The following is a 19,675-nucleotide window of genomic DNA, read 5'->3' on the forward strand; positions in this document are numbered from 1 at the left end:
TGAGCATCAATTCATAGGAGAAAAATGATGGCTTTATCAATTCAATCTAATATGTCTTCTCTGTCTATTCAAAACCAGTTAAGCCGTACCAATAATGATTTGTCTACTGCACTGGAAAGACTGGGCAGTGGTTATCGCATCAACTCCGCAAAAGATGATGCGGCCGGTCTGCAAATCGCTAACCGTTTGAATGCCCAGGTACGTGGTCAGGAAGCGGCTATCTATAATGCCAATAACGCACAATCCATGATGCAAACTGCTGAAGGTGCGTTCGAAGAAATGACTAACATTGCTTACCGTATGAAAGAGCTGGCCACTCAGGGCGCTAACGGTACTAACAATGCGTCTGAATATACTGCACTGGATGCTGAGTACCAAGAACTGGCGTTGGAGCTGGACAGCATTATGACCAACACCTCATATGGTGCAGGTACTGCATTGCTGGACGGCGGTAAGTTTTCCGCTGCTGTCACTTTCCAGGTTGGCTCAAGCGCTGCGGAAACCCTGGCGGTTAATATTTCTGCGGAAATCACTGCCGTTACCGGCGCTGTGGGTGCACCAGGCGCCCTGACTGACCAGACTACCTCCGGTACCGCAATGGGTACGGTGGATACGCTGATTGACAATATCGGTGCGGCCCGTGCAGCCCTGGGTGCCAGCATGAACCGTCTGGATCACACTATCAATAACGTTGGCAACATGGCTGAGAATACGCAGGCTGCCGCTGGTCAGTTGATGGATGCCGACTTTGCTAAAGAAACCTCTAATATGACCAAGCACCAGCTGCTGATGAACTCGGGTATTTCTGTACTGAGCGCCTCTAACAGCACTACGCAAATGATTGGTTCTCTGCTGCGCTAAATATTAGCACTGTAGATTGCACTGCCAGCTTCTGGCAGTGCATGTTGTATTTTGAGGAGACGCAATATGTCATCGGCATTAAGTATCGATCCGGCTCACCTGGCACAGCAATACACACAAATTGAGCGAGCCGCCAAAGATCAGTCCTTGCAGCGTAAGCACAATTTATTTAGTAGCCAGATTAAGGCTTTTAATAACTTAAAGTCTTCTTTAAGCGATTTCCTCACCAAGCTGGAAAATTTCCAGAGCGATAATAGTTTACTGGCCAATCAGGCCACCAGCAGCAATACGGCTTTGGCGGTCACCGCCGATAGCAATGCTGTTCCCGGTAGTTATGACATATTTGTAGAACAGTTGGCACAGGCACAACAGCTAGCCATGACCTTTGACCCGGATGCGCCGCTGGCCACCGACGGGCAATTGGATATTGATGTGGCAGGCACCACCTTTAGTGTCGATTTAGCCACGCTGGGTGCGGGTGCCACGGTAAAAGAACTGGCATCAGCCATCAATAATCATGCTGATAACAGCGGTGTGCGTGCGACATTGATGCGCTCCGGAACAGACACCTTTTTAGTTCTGACCAGTGAAGAGTCCGGACTTGCCAACCAGATAAATTTAAATTTTACCGCGGGTGCTGATCCAGCAGGTGCGGATATGAGCAACGCGTTGGCCGGTATGCAGGAGCTGACGCAAGCCCAGGATGCCATTGTGAAAATGGGCGCCAATTCTTCGGTCACTATTACCTCTTCTTCCAATAAAATGGAAGGAGTGATTGAAGGGGTTACCTTGGATCTTAAACAGGCGCAAAGCGCTGGCGACAGTGCCATTCGGGTAGAAGTAGGGCAGGATAATGATGCCACCAAAGAGAATATTCAGGGCTTTGTTGACCAGTACAATGCCATTTTAGCCAGTATTGATAAGGATCAGAGCCTTAAAGATGACAGCCTGGCGAAAAGCATGGAGCGTCAGTTACGCGGTGCTTTTCAGGGCACCTTCGAAGGTAAAACCTTATATTCAGTCGGATTGGAATTTGATCGGTTCGGTAAATTAAAGATCGATTCAGGCCGTTTAGAAAAGGCGTTGGCGGATAATCCGCAACAGTTTACCGAGATGCTGACAGGCCCTAATGGTGTAATGGCTAAGTTAGAAACTGCCATCGATCCCTACGCTAGCAATTTTGGTATTGTCAGTAAGAAAACACAGACCTTACAAGCCAGTTTGGATTTGGTCATTGATAAGCAAAAGCGCCATGACTATTCAATGGATATGACCTATAAGCGCTATTTGAGCCAATTTACCCAAATGCAGGTCACTATTGCCCAGCTGGAGTCCAGCATGGGGCAGTTTTAACGAGGAGCAACATCATGTTGGATAGCGGTTTTCAGGCCTATCGCAGTACTGCCGTAGAAGGGCGCGCTGCCGGTGCAGACATTCATAAATTAGTACTAATGCTGTTCGACGGTTTTCTGGAAGAGTTGGAGCGCGTTGCCGGTCATATTCAGGCTAAACGTTTTGACAAGAAAGCCCAAGGTATCGAGAGGCTGCTGCGCATTTTGGGCGGACTGGATGCCTCTTTGGATCATGACAACGGTGGTGAGATTGCCAAAAATATGAAGTCTCTGTATGGCCATTGTGGGCAGGCGTTGTTGCAAGCCAGTTTGAAAAATGACGTTCAGCAATTGGACAGTGTTAAGGCCGTTATGACTGACCTGCAGCAAGGTTGGTTGGGCCTGGGTAGCCAGGCTGCCTGAGAATTTTATACCCTTTACTCATAACTCACTTCCTAAAGTGATGTGTTTTTGGCCACTGCATGCAGTGGTCTTTTTTTATCCATGAGGAAATTTCGCTGCGCTTCTTCCGTCAGGCGGAAGTTGCACTTCCGCTTTCTGCATTTTATTTAAATAAAATCTAATGAAAACAAATAGATAACTCTTGGCATTAGGGTTGCTTTAGTGATCGTCTAATAGCCCAAACGGCATAGACCGGGGCGCGAACGAAATCAGGGAACCATATGCAACGCCAGCCGAATAATCCGGATTTAATCGTTAATAATCTTAAATGCCGGCTAAAGCAGCTTTCCTCGGCGGTGGAAGCCAGTCAATGGCACAGAGTAAGGGCAGAAGACCAGCGCATTACTGAGTTGCTCAGTACCGCTCGCAGCATGGGTATGACCAATGATCTTTCTCCCATTTTGGCACAGCTACGTAAACACTATGCCGACATTCTGGTGCAATTGAAGCAGATGCAACAGGATACCGAAGCGCGCTTGCAAGGCATATCACAAAGTCGCGAAGGTATTCTGGCTTATGCCGCCAGTCAGGTGGAGCAGCGCCAATGAGGATCCTGCCCATTGACAACACAGGAAGTGACCTGCTGGGTATTGCTCCCCAGCAAGCCGGTCAATCCATGCATTTCAATATGCCAGCAGGAGAGGGGCTACCTCTGCCTTCGTTATCGCCACTGCCTACCTTATTGTCCGACGCGGTGCCAGATGTCGAAACTGATGTCGAGCTTAGCGGTAGCATACAGCCCACTGAGGAGCATTCTCAGGCCCCGTTTGGTGTTTATGAACCCCTGCCTGAAGATATGGACAACTTGCTGGCGCAACTTAGTTATGTCCCTGCTAAAGCGGATACTGCAAAGCCTGCCGACACGCCACAAGTGAAACTGTGGCAAGCGCCCCTGGACATGGGTACTCAGGAGACAGACCCGGACGGCGTCCAGGACGCTACAACATTTGCTCAGCAGCCGGTCAGTGTGTCGTCCGTATACAACCTGTTACCGGTATCAGAGGCGCCAGTGAGCACACCTTTGACTCCGCCCTCGCAGCCCAAGCCAATGTTAGGAAAGGCGGAGCTTTCAGCACAGAGCCTAACGCTTGTTGGCCAAGAAGGACAAAACGCCACCCTGACAAAGGTGACCCAGGACATGCCGTTGCCATCTAACGTTCAGTCACCCCAGAGCTTGGTCAAACAGCCTCAGGTAGCGCTGATGACATCCTCTCAAACAAGCATTGTGAATGCTGTTATGTCATCAGAAGGGCAAACGGCTCTGACCTCAGTGTGGCAGTCGGTGAGTAATGAAGCCCACTGGAAAAGCGAGTCTTTGGGCAGTCAGGCCACGCAGTGGGGGCAAAAGCTGCTGACTATGCTAAGTGACAAAGTTCAGTTGCAGGTGGGTCAGCAGTTGCAGCGGGCCCATATTCGTCTTGATCCGCCTCAATTAGGCAGTATCGACATCAGCATCAGTATGGATCAAGAACGCACCACGATTCACTTGAGTGCACAGCACGGACAAATACGTGATGCCTTATCTCAACAACTTGAGCAACTACGCCAGAATCTGATGGCAAAGCTTGGCCAGGAAGTGCAGGTTCAAGTTGATATTCACCATCAAAAACAACAACAACAGGCCTTTTCGGCGCAGCCCCAGGCAATTGCCGGGCAATGGTCCGACGGCAGTGATGATGCAAAGCCCGCGCAAACAAAAGGCGCTGATGGCTGGCTTAATACCCTGGCCTAACAAGAACTACTGGAGTTACGCGTAATGAAAACCTTAGTTGCAATTATTGTCGGTGCTGCTCTGCTTGGCGGCGGTGTAGCCGCTGGCATCGCCTATGGTGGCAAATCAGAAGAAGTGCCGACGCCAACATTACAGAACCACTTTTTGCCGATGGAACGCTTTATTGTCAGTGTTGGCAATGAAGGGTACTCGCGCTATCTGGTGTTGGATTTGTCTCTGGTGACACAGGATGGGACTTATTTACCGGTATTGGAGCAACTCTCACCCGTGCTGCGCAATGTCCTGGTACAACATTTTGCCAAAGTTGACAGAACGTCAGCCAAGCAGATGTTTGAGGATGTGTCAGTGGTGCAGGCTGAGCTGCTGGATAAGTTTAATCAGGTGCTGGGCGATCAGGGCGTCACCAGTAAGCTGGAACAGGTCTTGATTACCAACGTGTTTATTCAGTAGGGACACCACATGCTGGCAACTGATGTATGGACAACTTCGCACGAACAACCCAGTCAACGGTCGGTAGCAGGAGAATCATCACTGCTTAATCGCTATGGGCATCTGATCAAACGGGCAGCGGCACATATGCGTACTCAGGTTGGCGTGGTGGTTGATCGCGACGACCTGCAGCAGATTGGCATGATGGCATTGCTTGGTGCGATTCGCCGCTATGGCCGCGATGTAGATGAGCACTTTGAATCCTATGCCTTTAAGTCTGTGCGCGGTGCCATGCTAGATGAGTTTCGACGGGTAGACTGGCGTCCTCGTCAGTTGCGCCAGCAAGCCCACAAACTTCGAGATCAGGTAAGAGCGCTGCGCCGAACTTTAGGGCGCGAGCCCAGCGATAACGAAATTTGCTCGGCCATGCAAATCGATGCCAGTCAATTGCTGGAGCTGCAATACGTGGAGCAGGCCGAGGCGGTAGACAGCCTTGAACAGCTAATGGAACAAGGTGGCCCATTACAGGCCGATGATGTGCAGGTACAAGCCGAAGTGCGTCTGAGTCTGCAAAAAGCCCTGGCAGCGCTGCCTGCACGCAACAAGTTGCTGCTGCATCTGTACTACACCCACGAACTGAATATGAAAGAAATCGCTCTTACCCTGCAACTGACCGAGTCCAGGGTTTGCCAGTTACACAAGCAGTCAGTGGAAATGCTGACCCGCAGGCTGCAAAGCTAAATACAGGATATTCCCATGCAAAAAATAATTGGACTAGTGGTGGTGTTGGGCGCGGTTGTCGGGGGCTTTATGTTCGCCGGCGGTAATGTGGCAACCCTTTGGCAGCCAGCGGAAATGATCATCATTTTTGGTGCCGGTATTGGTGCCCTGGTGGTTGGAAACTCGGCCCATGTGCTAAAGGAAATGTTGTCTCAGTTGCGCTATCAGTTTTCCGCTCAGAAGGAAGAAAGCAGCCTATACCACGACCTGTTGATGGTGATGTATGCCTTATTGGATTTAGCCCGTACCCGCGGTATGAAAGATCTCGATGAGCATGTTGAGAGCCCGGAAACCAGTGCCATTTTCCTGGCTTATCCACGGGTTAGTGAATTCCCTCAGTTGGTGACATTTATTTGCGACAACCTGCGTTTGTTCAGCATGGGCAAGATCAGCGCTCACGACTTTGATGCCATGCTGGAGCAGGAAATTTATAGCATCGAGCAGCAAAAACTTAAGCCCAGTCAGGCGATGGCATCCATTGCCGAAGCCATGCCTGGCTTCGGTATTCTGGCTGCCGTCGGCGGCATTATTATCACTATGCAACACCTTGACGGACCGCTAAGCAATATCGGCTATCACGTTGCGGCGGCACTGGTGGGCACCTTTATTGGTATCTTCGGGTGTTACTGCCTGATGGCGCCCCTGGCCTCGGCTATGGAGCAGTATGTTAAAAAGCAAATGGCGGTGCTGGACTGCGTCAGAGCGATGTTGGTGGCCCATGCTAAAGGGCATGTGGCGATAGTAGCAACCGATTCCGGGCGTAAGTTGATTAGCGAGGAAAACAAACCTTCATTCAACACCATGGAAGAGTGGATTAACAACAGGGCTGCATGATGAATACTAACGCTCCTGTCATCATCCGTCGTACGACACGTGGTGCCCCCAAAGCCAAAGGCGGTGGCGCTTGGAAGGTGGCCTTTGCCGATTTTACCCTGGCCATGATGGCATTTTTTATGGTGCTGTGGATCCTGGAAGTGTCGAATGTCAAAGAGCGCACCGAGATTGCCCATTATATGCGTACCCATTCCATATTTGACGGCAGCCCGGCGCTGTTTGAACCCGGAAACAGTCCTTTCCCTGTTGATTTGGGCGGCTCGCCCTCCATCGTCGATCAGGGCGCTTCTAACCGTGTGCCGCCGGATAACCCGGTACCTGGTATGTCTGAATATCTGCATATCCCTGCTGGCGAAGATCATCCAAATGCCGGCAAAGGAGAGCATCTGAACTCCATGCTGGAAGGCACTTTTGCAACACCTTCAGAGCTGGGTATGTTGCTCAAGGTGTTTGAACAGGTGGCCGAGCAACAACTGGCACAATCGAATCTCCTGGTGGAAGTGGTACCTTCAGGGCTTAGGATCATCATCAGGGATGACAAAGAAAATCAGATGTTTAAACGCGGGCAGGTGAGTATGACGCCGTTTTTTGAGGATCTGCTTTTCAGCCTGGGCGGAATTTTCACGCAAGTGAAAAATCAGGTGATTATCTCCGGCCACTCCGATGCCACTTCTTTTAACTCCAGCCAATACAGCAACTGGGAACTATCAGGCGACCGCGCCTTACAAGCCCGTCAGGTATTGGTTGCTGGCGGCATGCCTCCGGCACAAGTGGCGCAGGTCGCGGCCTTTGCGGCTAATCGTCTGTTGAATGAGCAAAGTGCAGGCAGTAGTGAAAACCGCCGGGTTGAACTGTTGATCCTCACCCCAGAGGCACAATCGCAGTTGGATGCCCTGTTCTCCCCACAGCAAAGTCCGGCCGTACAGCAGGCTGCTGAAGAGGCGAGGGCGAATCAGCCCGTCAGTCGTATGGAGGCCATCCGATGAGTCAGCCATCTCACAGCAGATTGCACCGCCGCTGGTACCTGGGGCGCGAGGACTTGCCCACTGAGCAACAAAGTGGCGGTGTGGCAGTGACTCTGTATCGCAACCTGTTTTTCCCCTGGCCGCTTTGCAAAGCCATTGTTAAGGATGTGAGTCTGGGCGGGGCCGGCGCGCTGGTGCCGGTAGATAAAAATGTACCAGGTAAAGTGAAGGTGGTTTTCGCCGAGGGCATGAGCTTAACGGCCAAGATAGTGCACAGACAGCCTATCAGCGAAAAGCTGTTGTTCCTGGGATTGGACTGGTCAAAAGAGCCGGACAGCAAGCGCCGCGCCCTGTTGAATTTATTGATGAACCGAAAGTATAAGCCCGCCAACAAACCACAAGCAGAAGAGGTGGAAGTCCATGAGTAACAGTGCAGCACTGACCCCTTTACTGAAGGCGCAGCAGACCACGGAGGTTCAGCCTTACCCGCTAACCCGCGAACATCGTCGTCAGCAACAGGCACAGTTGACGGCTAAGGCTATGCTAGCTGATCTGGCCAAAGCCCTGGAGCTCGAATGTCAGCAACTCTTTGGCTGTAGTGAAGTCGAGGCTGATCTGACCTTGTGTGCAGGCAGTGGATTGGATGTTTGGTTAAAAGAAGCTGGCCGTCTGATGCTCAGCTGCCACTTGCTGGATGAGGATGATGAGTCAGCTTTTCTTGGTATGGATCATACCTGTGCTCACCACCTGGCCGATCTGTGTCTTGGTGGTGAGATAATCAAACAGTCCGAACAAAATGTCCGTCAGGAACTGAGCCCCACCGAGCTACGAGTGACCAGTCGCTTGTTTCAGCGCCATGTTCAGGCCATTCAGCAGGTGATTTTCAAACAAAAGTCAGCGTTGCCGGCCCGCCTGGTTAAGCAACCTGTATCTCCACCTGAATTCACACACCTGCCTTGTAAGGTCCGATTGGTATTAGCCAGTGAAGTACTGAGCTGGTTTATCTGGTTGCCGGTCGGTCTGTTTGCCACTACGGGCCGCGAGGTTGACGGCGAAGGCGTGATTATGACGGCTGACGCCTGGCAGGAATTTCTGGTACAGGGCAGGGTCGTGATGGCACAAAAGCGTATGACGCTGTCGCAACTTAAGCGCGGGTTGCAGGGGGAAGTATTGCCTATTGAGTTGCTGAACCCGGCGCGCTTTATGTTGCACAAGCAGATGTTGTTTCAAGGACAGATTGCCGAAGAAAACGGCAGTCTGGCGTTTCAAATCCACCAAACACAAGAGTAACACCATGACAGATAACCTTAATGCGGCCTTGGCCGATCTCGATTTGGACGCGATGGACGACTTACTGGACGAGCAACCCAGTGACGCAACCGCAGCATCTGGCTCCGATATGCGTTTTTTTGAAGAGGTGCCACTAACCGTGACCCTGGAAGTCGCCAGCGCACAGGTAAGCCTGGGGGAACTGAGCCGGGTTCAGCACGGTGATGTGTTGCCTTTGAATAAGGCGGCGGGTGAGCCACTGGATGTAATGGTCAATGGTATGTTGTTTGCCAAGGCCGAGGTCATCATGGTTAATGGCCGCTACGGTCTGAAATTTATTAAGACAGCCGAGCAAGATGTGATGGACCTACATGAGGCTGCACATGGTTAATTGGGCAAAGCGCCTGCTACCTGTCTTGCTACTTTGCATGCCAGGTATTTTACAGGCTCAGGAGTTGACGCTGTTTTCCCTGCAGGATACCGAGCAGGGGCAGGATTACAACGTCAAGCTGCAGATACTGCTACTGATGACGGTGCTGACACTGTTACCTGGCTTGTTGATGGTGCTGACGTCCTTTACCCGTATTGTGATTGTGCTGGCCATTTTGCGTCAGGCCATGGGACTCCAGCAAAGCCCACCGAACCGGGTCTTGATTGGCATTGCACTAATGCTGACCTTATTGGTAATGCGGCCCGTCTGGCAGGACATTTATCACAATGCTTTTAAGCCTTTTCAGGCCGAAGAAATTGGCTTGGAGCAGGCATTGGAAAGGGCTGAAAAGCCGCTACGTGCCTTTATGCTGGCGCAAACCCGCGAGAATGAAATGCATCAGGTTCTGCTGATAGCAAACGAGCCTACTACCATGGCTGCCGAGGATGTTCCTTTTGATGTGCTGATTCCGGCTTTTGTACTGAGCGAGCTCACCACGGCATTTCAGATTGGCTTTATGTTGTTTATTCCTTTTCTGATTATCGACTTGGTGGTGGCTAGTGTGTTGATGTCTATGGGGATGATGATGCTGTCGCCGCTGATTATCAGTTTGCCTTTTAAACTGATGATCTTCGTGTTGGCCGATGGCTGGTCTATGGTGGCAGGTACCCTGGCCGCAACCTTTGGAGCAAACTGGTGAGCCCTGAACTGGCCGTAGAGCTTATTGCCGAGGCGGTGTTTACCATCATCGAGATACTGCTGGTGCTTATTGTGCCGGGGCTTTTGCTTGGTATCGTGGTGGCCGTAGTACAGGCCGCCACCTCAGTGCAGGAACAAACCCTGACCTTTTTACCAAGAATGCTGCTGACCTTACTGATGGTGGTGTTTGCCGGCCATTGGTTGATTCAAACTCTGGTGGACTGGTTCGCCAATCTGTCCACCCTGATTCCGGGTGTATTCGGATGACATCCCTGATCGCCGTAAGCGGTACAGACATCATGGCCTGGCTTGGTCAGTTGTGGTGGCCTTTTGTGCGTTTATCGGCATTTTTGTGGGCGATGCCGGTGTTTGATAACCCGGCGGTTACGCCAAGGTCCCGTATTATTCTGGCGTTTTTTCTGTCTTTCTTGTTGTTATCTCAGTTGCCTGCTTTACCTAGGCTGGATCCGTTTTCCCTGGATGGTGCCGTGATTACGCTGGAGCAAGTCCTGTTCGGCGTGATTATGGGACTGGCGTTAAAGATGCTGTTTGAGGTGATGGCGCAGGTGGGACTGATTTTGTCTATGCAAATGGGTCTGTCCATGGCCATGGTGATGGATCCGTCCAGCGGCAATCAAATGTCCTTGCTGGGTAACCTGTTCTGGCTGATGACCGCACTGCTTTTCTTTGCCACCAATGGGCATTTGGTGGCCTTGCAGGTGTTGGTTGAAAGTTTCCATTTGTGGCCCATCGGAGAGGGGCTTTATGCCCTGAATCTGATGGGCATTATTAAGTTGTTCGGCTGGATATTCGCATCTGCCCTGCTGGTGTCCTTACCGGCGGTGGTGGCCATGCTGTTGGTCAATATGACCTTTGGCGTAGCGAGTCGCGCCGCGCCATCATTAAACCTGTTCGTATTGGGATTTCCAATGGCGCTGCTGCTTGGGTTTGTGTGTGTTTTTCTCACCCTGGCGCAAACTGCCAATCTGTTTTCCGGCTTGGCCTTCGAAGTGCTGACCAGCATGCGTGCGGTAATGAGGTAGTTTATGTCTCAAGACAGTGCTCAGGAACGTACCGAACAACCCACCGAGAAACGCCTTAAAAAAGCGCGTAAGGATGGGCAGATTGCTCGTTCTAAAGAGCTGAATACTGTGGTGTTGCTGATGCTCAGTTTGGCTGGCTTATTGTGGTTCGCCGAGTTGTTAATGACCTTTTTTATACGCCTGATGCGCCAGACGATGCAGTTGGATCATAGCTTGCTGACCAACGGCAAGCTGATGCAAACCAGTATGGGCAATGCCTTGCTGGATATGTTGGCCAATCTGGCTCCGCTACTAACGGTGTCATTTGTTGCCATGTGGGTGGTGGGGTCGATGCCGGGGGGCTTTATCTTTTCCCGAGAATTGCTTGCCTTTAAAGGCGGTAACCTGAACCCGATTAAGGGGCTGGGCAGAATGTTCGGCAGCAACTCGCTTGTGGAGTTGCTTAAGTCGATAGTCAAAGTGACCTTACTGGGAGCCTGTTTATACGGCTTTTTAACCCAGTTATGGACGCGCCTGCTGGGTTTACAGCACCAGGCACTCCCGGCGGCCATTCAAGACGGCCTGGGACTGGTGTTTCTGGCGCTGATGATCACTGTGACCTTATTGTTGTTGGTGGCGGCTATTGATGTGCCATTTCAGCAACACAAGATCATGAGCAAAATCAAGATGACCCGCCAGGAAGTGAAAGAAGAGCGTAAGTCATCAGACGGCAGTCCGGAAATCAAGAACCGTATTCGTCAGATCCAATACCAGATGGCGAATCGACGTATTGAGGAGCGGGTGCCCAAGGCTGATGTAATTGTCACCAACCCGACCCATTTTGCGGTGGCAATACGCTATTCAGAGGGAAAGGCCAAGGCCCCTTACGTGGTTGCTAAAGGTGCAGATGACATGGCGTTACGTATTCGCGAGGTGGCGAAAAAACATAACAAGGAAGTGCTGGAAATTCCGCCTTTGGCACGGGCTATTTATCATTCAACACGCGTCGATCAGGAAGTTCCTGCTGGTTTGTATACCGCGGTGGCGTACGTGTTGACCTATGTAATGCAACTGAAGGCCTACCGGGCCGGACGCGGCCATTTACCGGCCCCTATTCCCGAGCTGGATATTCCAGCCAATCTGATTAAGCATTAAGTTTCTGGAGTATTGATGTGAACTGGCGCAGTCTGACCCAACCTTTTACCGCCATCCCTTTGCTGCTGATGGCCATTCTGGCCATGGTAATTCTGCCGCTGCCTGCTTGGGCGCTGGATACGCTATTTACCTTCAATATTGTCTTGTCGATTATTGTATTGCTGGTTGCGGTGTCAGCCCGTAAACCCCTCGACTTTTCGGTATTTCCAACCATTCTGCTGGTCGCCACCTTGATGCGCCTGACCCTGAATATTGCCTCAACGCGTGTGGTATTGCTGCACGGTCATGAAGGCTCAGATGTGGCCGGACGGGTGATACAGGCCTTTGGCGAAGTGGTCATAGGCGGCAACTATGTGGTGGGGATTGTGGTCTTCATCATCCTGATGGTGATTAACTTTGTGGTGATCACCAAAGGGGGAGAGCGGATCTCCGAGGTCGCCGCCCGTTTTACCCTGGATGCCATGCCGGGCAAACAGATGGCCATAGATGCCGATCTGAACGCCGGTTTGATTGGGCCGGAGCAGGCTAAGGAACGCCGCGCCACTATCGCCAAAGAAGCGGATTTTTATGGTTCTATGGACGGTGCGTCCAAGTTTGTCCGTGGCGATGCCATTGCCGGTTTGATCATTTTGGTGATTAACCTTCTAGGTGGGGTCAGTATCGGTGTGTTCCAGCACGAACTGAGTATGGGGGAAGCCTTCCAGCGTTTTGCTCTGCTAACCATTGGTGATGGTTTGGTGGCGCAAATACCCTCACTGTTGCTGGCAGTTGCCGCCGCTATCATCGTTACCCGAATGAATGATGAAGGCGATATGTCCGAAGAGATTGGCGGGCAATTACTGGCATCTCCCCAGGTTATCCTGACGGCAGGCGCACTGATGGTGCTGCTGGGTCTGGTACCAGGAATGCCAACCTTCGCCTTTGTCAGCTTCGGTCTGCCGCTATTTTATGTGGCCTGGCGTTTATACAAACGTGTGCCGGCCACAGGATTGGACGATGCTGAAAAGTTAACTGAGACCATCAGTCAACAGCAGCAAGCCTTAAGCTGGCAGGATATCCCTCATGTTGATCGTATGTCTGTGGAGCTGGGCTTCAGACTGGTCTATTTGGCCGATAAGGACAAGGGCCAGGAATTGGTACAAACCTTAAGGGGGATCCGCAAAACCTTGTGTGAGCAGTTAGGATTCTTATTACCTGAGGTGAGGGTAAAAGATAACCTGCGCCTGAATCCTCAGGAGTATCGCATTTTGCTGGGTGGGGTGCCCGTTGCTGGCGGTAGGCTCAACCCGGAGCGTTTGATGGCTCTGGATACCGGTGATGTATACGGTAGCCTGGATGGCGAGTTGGACAAAGATCCCGCATATGGCTTAAGCGCCGTGTGGATTGCGCCGGATGACAAGGCCAAGGCACTGAATTTGGGTTATTCCGTTGTGGATCTGGCGACTATTATTGCTACCCACGCCGGTAAGATTATTAAAGGCCATTTAGAAGAGCTGTTTTTGTTTGAAGATGTGCAGCAGGTCAATAAACGTCTCAAAGAAGTCGCTCCAGGTCTGGCCGATGTACTGGATAAAGCCTTAGCCGCCAATCTGCAATTAAAAGTTTATCGTCATTTGCTTAAAGAACAGGTGGGACTGACCGATATTGTAACTATTGCCAACACCTTGGTGGATAGCAGCGAAGTCACCAAAGACCCGATTTTACTGGCTGCCGACGTGCGTTGTGCGCTGCAACGCATGCTGGTTCGCCAATTGATGGGGGAGCGTGATGAGCTGGTTGCCTATAGCCTGGACGAAAAGCTCGAGCAGACCTTAAGCGGGGCATTAAACCAGGCTATGCAAGGTGGCAAAGTGGCATTGGACAGTTTTCCGGTGGCACCCAACTTGTTGGCGCAGTTTCAACGCATGATGCCACTGGTAAAAGATGAGATGCAGAGACAGGGCGTGCCACCGGTACTGGTTGTGATCCCGCAGTTACGGCCATTGCTGGCCCGTTATGCGCGTTCATTTACTCAGCAGGGTTTGGCTGTCTTGTCCTATAACGAAATACCCGACACTGTCAGGGTGAATGTGATAGGCGCGTTAGGTTAGAAAATAAACAATGTTATCGGCTTGATAATTAGATGTGACGCAGCTTTGAGTGGTTAGCCGTTAGGACGATGCAGTGTTTGATTACAAGGTTTATTTTGATATAGTCACCCTTAGCTCCTGCCCCTGTACTGATTCTCGGTTCAGAGCGTGGCTAAGACAATTAAAAGGCAAACTGATTGAAAGGTCAGGACGCAAAGCTTCCGGTCTAACACTGCAACGGCAGTCATGATAGCGGGGCTACATTAACTTAGCGGCAAAACTGCACTTTGATGTGCCTCTATAAAAAGTTTCCGCTGGTATTGAACACCTTTAAGCACAAGGCTTTTTTGCTTGTTTGTGCCTAAGACGTACTAAGGGAAACGTCATGCAATTTTTATTGAAAAAGGGCTGGTATTTACTTATCTCTTCAGCGTTTGTGCTACCTGCAATGGCACAGGAGCCCCAGCAGTACCGTCAAGAGTATGATGCCGGTCATTGGCTAACACAGGGGGATGCCTTTGAATGCCGGCTGTCGCAAACCCTTAGTGGTGTAGCGCAAGGTAGCTTTGTCAAAACACCGGGTCAGCCACTGTCACTCAGGCTTCAGCTCTTGTCCCCACACAATGAATTCAATTCAGCTCACGTACAGATCCGCCGCGCCGACTGGCACGAGGATAGTATGTCTGGGGGCCTTGATGTGAGAGAACAAGGGGTGGTTGAGGGTGACCTGGCACATTTTAATGCGTTGCCCACCCGTCTGCTAAGCCAGATCCCCAAGGGGTTTTGGCTGGATTTTATTGTCGAAGTTGACCAGCAACCACTGCAACTGACCTTTACCTCTATCGACAGCGCGCAGGCGCTGCTCAGTTATCAGGAATGTTTACGCAAAATGGCCCCCCTGTCCTGGGAAGAGGCCAGAAACTACGATGTGACGTTCGAAACTGGTCAGCGCTGGATACGTTCGCAACAGGTCTTGAATCATCTAAAGAATCTGGTTCGCTATATCGAGCTGGATGGCAAAGTCAGTAGGGTGCTGATTGACGGTCATACTGACAGTGTTGGCAGCGCAGCATCTAACCGCGCCTTGTCTCAGGACAGAGCGGATGAAGTGGCGAGCCGCTTGGCAGAGTTTGGACTGCAAAGCGAGGTTATGGAGGTGCGTGCACATGGTAGCCGTTACCCCATCGCCAGTAATAAGAGTGATAAGCAGGGAGCAAACCGGCGGGTGCAAATCCGGCTGGTACGTGACAATGGATAGTAAGGAAAATAATAATGACTAAACACCTTTTATGGATAAATCAGCTACCACCCAGCGCTGAACAGTCGGCCTGTATTCGTGATGAAGATCTGTCTCTACTGCATGCCACTGACATTTATCAGGCGGTAGAACTCTGTAATCAACATAGTCCGGAACTGATCTTTGTGGATTCTCAGCAAACTGACATGCAACTGGTTGATATGGTCGTGCTGCTGCATAAACGTTTGTCCGCAGCCCAGATTATTACCCTGGTAGAATCAGGGCAGAGTGAACTGGCATCTAAGACCCTCAGCTGTGGCGCCATCGACTATTTGCTCAAGCCTTTTATTACCTCTCAGTTAAAAACTTGTATCCGTAATGCGTCCAGTATGCGTAAGGGCATGGATGACATGGTGGCCGTTTCTCATGCCAGCCAGCAAATTTTGCGTTTAGCTAATCGCGCTGCGCAGACCGCAACATCGGTATTGATCCTCGGTGCGTCCGGCACAGGTAAAGAGAAGCTGGCGCAATTTATTCATAAGGTTTCTGAGCGGGCAGACAAGCCTTTTGTGGCCGTTAACTGCGCAGCAATTCCAGAAAATATGCTCGAGGCCATGCTATTTGGTCACAGCAAAGGCGCCTTTACCGGCGCGGTCAGCCAGCAGGTTGGTAAGTTTGAATTGGCTAACGGCGGCACACTGCTGCTGGATGAAATATCTGAACTGCCGTTGGAGTTACAGGGTAAGTTATTACGGGTGTTACAGGAACGTGAGGTGGAGCGGTTAGGCAGCCACCAGAAGATTGCCCTGGATATTCGTATTATTGCCGCTTGTAACCGAGACCTGCGAGATTTAGTGGAGCAGGGCTTGTTTCGAGAAGATTTGTATTATCGCCTCGACGTGTTGCCCCTTAGCTGGCCTGCACTGCGTGACCGTCGTGACGATATTCTGCCATTGTGCAGTCATTTCATTGCTAAACATGGTGATAGCAAGCATTACCTCAGTGAAGACGCCAGCAGTGTAGTACTGGCCTATAACTGGCCGGGTAATGTGCGTGAGCTGGAAAATGTTATTCAACGTGCCTTGGTCATGGCCAGAGGGATGGAGTTGCAGGTAGAAGATCTGGGGTTACCTAAGTGTAATGTCAAAGCCGCTCAGATCTGTGCCAGCCACTTGCAGGAAAACAAACGCCAGGCTGAATTTGATTATATCTACGATTTACTCCAGCGCTTTCGTGGGCATCGCAGCCGCACTGCCGAAGCACTGGGTATGACCACCCGCGCGCTACGTTACAAACTGGCCGCCATGCGTGAGCATGGTATGGACATTGACGCCATCGCATAAGCAGAGGAATTAGCATGTCTCCAATAGAAACCCAAAGGCTGATGCTCAGCCAGATGAGCGATTTACAACAACTGGCTGCGAGTGAGCGAATTGCACCGGCTCACCAGGACGGTATTCAACAAGACTTTACCCAGGTCGTACGTGCCATTAACGCACAGCAAAATCTGGCCGGACAAATGATGCACGCGGTCGATACTGGCCAGTCAGACGATGTCGTCGGGGCCATGATCGCCAGCCAAAAGGCCGGTCTTAGCTTCTCAATGCTGATGGAAATGCGTAACAAGGTGATGAACGGCATCGACGACATCATGCGCATGTCGCTGTAAGGAAGCAGTATGAAAGGTGAAATCGCAAACAAGGTAGAGAGCTACCCGGTACAGGGCAATCTGCGTGAGAAAGTGGTGAATCTGTCGAGCCGTCTTGGGTGGCCGTCAAGAGGGGAACGTACTCTGGCATCTATTGCCCTGTTAGCCACATTAGTGGCAGCGGCTATTGTGCTTATTCTTTGGACTTCAGCAAAAAACTATGTGCCGCTTTACGGCAATCAGGAGCACTACGATAAGGCCAATATTCTCGAGATTCTGGATAAAGAGCAGTTCGCATTTCGTATCGATACCGCTACCGGCAACATTATGGTACCGCAAGAACGCCTCGCCGATGCGCGCATTACATTAGCAGCGCGAGGAATCAAGGCGGCCATGCCGGAAGGGCTGAGCAATATTGGCGATAAGATCCATATGGGCACCAGCCAGTTTATGGAGTCCATGCAATACCAACATGCGCTGGAAGGGGAATTGGCGCGTACCATCATTAATATGGCGGGCGTGCGAAACAGCCGGGTACACCTGGCTATCCCAAAGCGCAGTTTGTTTATTGGTCGACAGGAACAACAAACCGCCGCGTCGGTTATGGTGGACTTAGCCCCGGGTTATGAATTTAAGCCGCAGCAAGTGGAAGCTATTATCAGTCTGATTGTGGGCAGCGTACCGGGCATGGAAAGTAAGTCGGTCTCTGTGGTCGATCAGCGTGGCAAGCTACTTAGCGGTGCGTTATTTGATGACACCCCTGTGGGTAAGGAGAGCGATAAGAAGCTGGCCTTTATCGAAAAGCTGGAACGCAATATCGAGCAACGCGCCGGTATTATGCTGCTGCCGATTCTGGGAGATGGTAACTACCGTATTCAGGTCTCTGCCGACGTGGACTTCAGTGTGGTGGAAGAAACTCGCGAAACCATTGATCCCAATTCCGTGATCAAGACAGAAAGCAGCAAGTCCGACAGTTCATTGGATCAATTAGCGACCGGTATTCCCGGTTCATTGGCTAATCGTCCGCCTCTGCCTCAAAACGAGCAGGCAGAAGGAGATAATCAACGTACCACCGAGCGCAATGAAACACAGCGTCAGTTTGAAAGTGGCAGGGCGGTAACCCACACCCGCTTTGAAGTGGGTCGTATTCGTTCGATGAGCGTGTCTGTGTTGGTGAATGATGCTATTGCCGGCAGTGCTGAAGGTTGGAGTGACACTCGCCTGCAGGCGTTAGGTGAAATGGTGCGCACCGCGACGGGCTTTCAACCCGAGCGCGGCGACCAGTTCAATATAGCCAGTTTTGCCTTCGTGGCCCCGGAAGTGGCGGTTGCAGAAAGTGGACTGCCCTGGTGGCAGATGGCTGTGGTGCAGGAATACGCCCGTTATGTGTTCGCGACTCTGATTGCCCTGGCGCTTATCTTATTTGGTGTGCGCCCACTGGTGTCACATCTTATTAATGGCAAGCGCAGCCCGGACGCTACAGAGTTAGAGGGTGCCACACCCAGTTCCGTTGGCTTGGCCAAGCAGCTGATGGAAGATGGCTCGCCCCTCTCAAAAGCCGACAATAATGTCGATGCCGAGCAAAGCGACAGCAAAAAGTCCACTGCATTAGCGTTGCCAGGTGCAGGCAGTGAGTTTGAAGATCAAATCACCCATATGCAGTTTTTGGCCAGCCGTGAAACTGAACGGGTGACCTCCGTGATCAAGTACTGGGTACAGCAAGGAGTGGAACATGAATCCAGCAGAAGCTGATATGCAGCAAAGTATGTCCGATTTGGATAAAGCGGCGATTCTGCTGCTCAGCATGGGCGAAGAGAACGCTGCCAATGTGATCCGTAAATTGGGCAGGCAAGAAGTTCAGGCCCTGTCACAACGTATGGCCAAGATTGCCAATGTCAGCCAGGATGAAATGGCTGACACCCTGAAACACTTTTTTGATTGTTACCGAAAAGAAAGCGGTGTTAACGGCGCCTCGCGTCTGTATCTGGAACGGGCACTGGACAAAGCGGTGGGTCGTAAGCTGGCACGGGGCATGCTGGATGATATATACGGCGGCGCCATGGCTGATGAATTAAGGCGTCTGGAGTGGGTCGCACCCGAGCTTATCGCCCGCTTTCTGGAACACGAGCATGTGCAGATGCAGGCATTGATGCTGGCCTTCTTGCCACCTGAGCAAGCGTCGGCCATTCTGGCGCAACTGCCGGCCAACCGGCATGAAGATCTGCTCTACCGTATCGCCAACTTGCGCGAAGTCAGTGAACATGTGATGGATGATTTACGCCTGACCTTGGAAAGCTGCATCGAGTATGTGGGTGAGCAGGTGGGAGCCAGAGTTAATGGGGTGCAAAAAGTCGCGGATATTGTCAATCGATACAACGGTAACAAAGCCGAGATCATCGATTTGCTCAAAGGTCACGACCAGAAAACTGCCGCCGCCATTGAAGAAAAAATGTTTGATTTCGCTACCTTACAGAATCAGACCGAAGAGGTGCTGGCACTGTTAATGAACGAGATCCCTGATGAGTTGTGGGTCATTGCCTTGAAAGGGGCACAGGCTGAGTTTGTTACCAGTCTGATGGCCTCGCTGCCCAAACGTCTGGCACAGGTTTATCAACAGCAAATTGATGCCATGGGACCCCAACCCGTGCGTAAGGTAGAAGCGGCCAGAACCGAAATCATGGACATGGTTCGTCAAATGATGAATCGCGGCGACGTGGACTATCGGCTTTATCCTGAAGCCGTATTGGAGTGA

22 protein-coding genes and 1 riboswitch are annotated in these 19,675 nt (G+C 51.3%); all 22 genes read left to right on the forward strand.

All coding sequences use genetic code 11. The features are described from left to right. The first annotated feature begins 27 nt into the window (after positions 1 to 27). Positions 28 to 861 (forward strand): flagellin N-terminal helical domain-containing protein, encoded by an 834-nt coding sequence (locus IEX02_RS10125; protein WP_188695640.1) that lies wholly within the window; start codon positions 28 to 30, stop codon positions 859 to 861. A gap of 66 nt (positions 862 to 927) precedes the next feature. After that, positions 928 to 2,214, forward strand: coding sequence for a flagellar filament capping protein FliD (gene fliD / locus IEX02_RS10130; protein WP_188694251.1), 1,287 nt, complete (start codon positions 928 to 930; stop codon positions 2,212 to 2,214). Positions 2,215 to 2,228: 14 nt separating this feature from the next. Then, entirely contained in the window at positions 2,229 to 2,615 is a 387-nt protein-coding gene (gene fliS, locus IEX02_RS10135; RefSeq protein WP_188694254.1) for a flagellar export chaperone FliS, read from the forward strand. 260 nt (positions 2,616 to 2,875) lie between these two features. Then, entirely contained in the window at positions 2,876 to 3,202 is a 327-nt protein-coding gene (locus tag IEX02_RS10140) for a hypothetical protein (RefSeq protein ID WP_188694255.1), read from the forward strand. Further along, positions 3,199 to 4,386, forward strand: a complete 1,188-nt coding sequence (locus IEX02_RS10145) for a flagellar hook-length control protein FliK (protein ID WP_188694258.1) — start codon at positions 3,199 to 3,201, stop codon at positions 4,384 to 4,386. The genes IEX02_RS10140 and IEX02_RS10145 overlap by 4 nt, the downstream gene beginning before the upstream one ends. 24 nt (positions 4,387 to 4,410) lie before the next feature. Next, positions 4,411 to 4,836, forward strand: coding sequence for a flagellar basal body-associated FliL family protein (locus tag IEX02_RS10150; protein ID WP_188694260.1), 426 nt, complete (start codon positions 4,411 to 4,413; stop codon positions 4,834 to 4,836). Positions 4,837 to 4,845: 9 nt separating this feature from the next. Next, positions 4,846 to 5,556 carry a FliA/WhiG family RNA polymerase sigma factor gene (locus tag IEX02_RS10155; protein WP_188694263.1) on the forward strand — a complete coding sequence of 237 codons (711 nt, stop codon included), beginning with the start codon at positions 4,846 to 4,848 and terminating at the stop codon, positions 5,554 to 5,556. 15 nt (positions 5,557 to 5,571) lie between these two features. Further along, the gene (gene motA / locus IEX02_RS10160; RefSeq protein ID WP_188694266.1) at positions 5,572 to 6,429 is read left to right on the forward strand and encodes a flagellar motor stator protein MotA; all 858 of its coding nucleotides are present in this window, start codon (positions 5,572 to 5,574) and stop codon (positions 6,427 to 6,429) included. Continuing rightward, complete coding sequence (locus IEX02_RS10165; protein WP_188694269.1) at positions 6,426 to 7,415, forward strand: flagellar motor protein MotB; 990 nt, start codon at positions 6,426 to 6,428, stop codon at positions 7,413 to 7,415. The genes motA and IEX02_RS10165 overlap by 4 nt, the downstream gene beginning before the upstream one ends. Next, complete coding sequence (locus IEX02_RS10170; protein WP_188694272.1) at positions 7,412 to 7,822, forward strand: PilZ domain-containing protein; 411 nt, start codon at positions 7,412 to 7,414, stop codon at positions 7,820 to 7,822. Before IEX02_RS10165 ends, IEX02_RS10170 begins: the two co-directional genes overlap by 4 nt. Beyond that, complete coding sequence (locus tag IEX02_RS10175) at positions 7,815 to 8,684, forward strand: hypothetical protein (RefSeq protein WP_188694274.1); 870 nt, start codon at positions 7,815 to 7,817, stop codon at positions 8,682 to 8,684. Before IEX02_RS10170 ends, IEX02_RS10175 begins: the two co-directional genes overlap by 8 nt. 4 nt (positions 8,685 to 8,688) lie before the next feature. Beyond that, positions 8,689 to 9,054, forward strand: coding sequence for a FliM/FliN family flagellar motor switch protein (locus IEX02_RS10180; protein WP_188694277.1), 366 nt, complete (start codon positions 8,689 to 8,691; stop codon positions 9,052 to 9,054). Beyond that, positions 9,047 to 9,793, forward strand: coding sequence for a flagellar type III secretion system pore protein FliP (gene fliP, locus IEX02_RS10185; RefSeq protein WP_188694280.1), 747 nt, complete (start codon positions 9,047 to 9,049; stop codon positions 9,791 to 9,793). Before IEX02_RS10180 ends, fliP begins: the two co-directional genes overlap by 8 nt. Then, positions 9,790 to 10,059, forward strand: coding sequence for a flagellar biosynthetic protein FliQ (locus IEX02_RS10190; protein WP_188694284.1), 270 nt, complete (start codon positions 9,790 to 9,792; stop codon positions 10,057 to 10,059). The genes fliP and IEX02_RS10190 overlap by 4 nt, the downstream gene beginning before the upstream one ends. Continuing rightward, the gene (gene fliR / locus IEX02_RS10195; RefSeq protein ID WP_188694287.1) at positions 10,056 to 10,835 is read left to right on the forward strand and encodes a flagellar biosynthetic protein FliR; all 780 of its coding nucleotides are present in this window, start codon (positions 10,056 to 10,058) and stop codon (positions 10,833 to 10,835) included. Before IEX02_RS10190 ends, fliR begins: the two co-directional genes overlap by 4 nt. 3 nt (positions 10,836 to 10,838) lie before the next feature. Next, on the forward strand, positions 10,839 to 11,969 hold the full coding sequence (gene flhB / locus IEX02_RS10200) for a flagellar biosynthesis protein FlhB (RefSeq protein ID WP_188694290.1): 1,131 nt from the start codon (positions 10,839 to 10,841) through the stop codon (positions 11,967 to 11,969). A 17-nt stretch (positions 11,970 to 11,986) separates the two neighbouring features. Further along, positions 11,987 to 14,059, forward strand: coding sequence for a flagellar biosynthesis protein FlhA (locus IEX02_RS10205; RefSeq protein WP_188694293.1), 2,073 nt, complete (start codon positions 11,987 to 11,989; stop codon positions 14,057 to 14,059). A 156-nt stretch (positions 14,060 to 14,215) separates the two neighbouring features. Beyond that, a riboswitch (cyclic di-GMP riboswitch) is annotated at positions 14,216 to 14,304 on the forward strand. Between the two features lie 119 nt (positions 14,305 to 14,423). Then, positions 14,424 to 15,296: an OmpA family protein gene (locus tag IEX02_RS10210; protein WP_188694295.1), complete on the forward strand. Its 873-nt coding sequence runs from the start codon at positions 14,424 to 14,426 to the stop codon at positions 15,294 to 15,296. Positions 15,297 to 15,310: 14 nt separating this feature from the next. Further along, entirely contained in the window at positions 15,311 to 16,618 is a 1,308-nt protein-coding gene (locus tag IEX02_RS10215) for a sigma-54-dependent transcriptional regulator (protein WP_188694300.1), read from the forward strand. Positions 16,619 to 16,632: 14 nt separating this feature from the next. Then, a complete protein-coding gene (gene fliE, locus IEX02_RS10220) occupies positions 16,633 to 16,944 on the forward strand; it encodes a flagellar hook-basal body complex protein FliE (RefSeq protein ID WP_308422493.1) in 312 nt (103 codons plus the stop codon). Between the two features lie 9 nt (positions 16,945 to 16,953). Continuing rightward, the gene (fliF, locus tag IEX02_RS10225) at positions 16,954 to 18,675 is read left to right on the forward strand and encodes a flagellar basal-body MS-ring/collar protein FliF (protein WP_188694304.1); all 1,722 of its coding nucleotides are present in this window, start codon (positions 16,954 to 16,956) and stop codon (positions 18,673 to 18,675) included. After that, a complete protein-coding gene (locus tag IEX02_RS10230; RefSeq protein ID WP_188694307.1) occupies positions 18,656 to 19,675 on the forward strand; it encodes a FliG C-terminal domain-containing protein in 1,020 nt (339 codons plus the stop codon). Before fliF ends, IEX02_RS10230 begins: the two co-directional genes overlap by 20 nt.

This window comes from Bowmanella pacifica, assembly GCF_014645355.1.
GTDB classification, from domain to species: Bacteria; Pseudomonadota; Gammaproteobacteria; order Enterobacterales; family Alteromonadaceae; genus Bowmanella; species Bowmanella pacifica.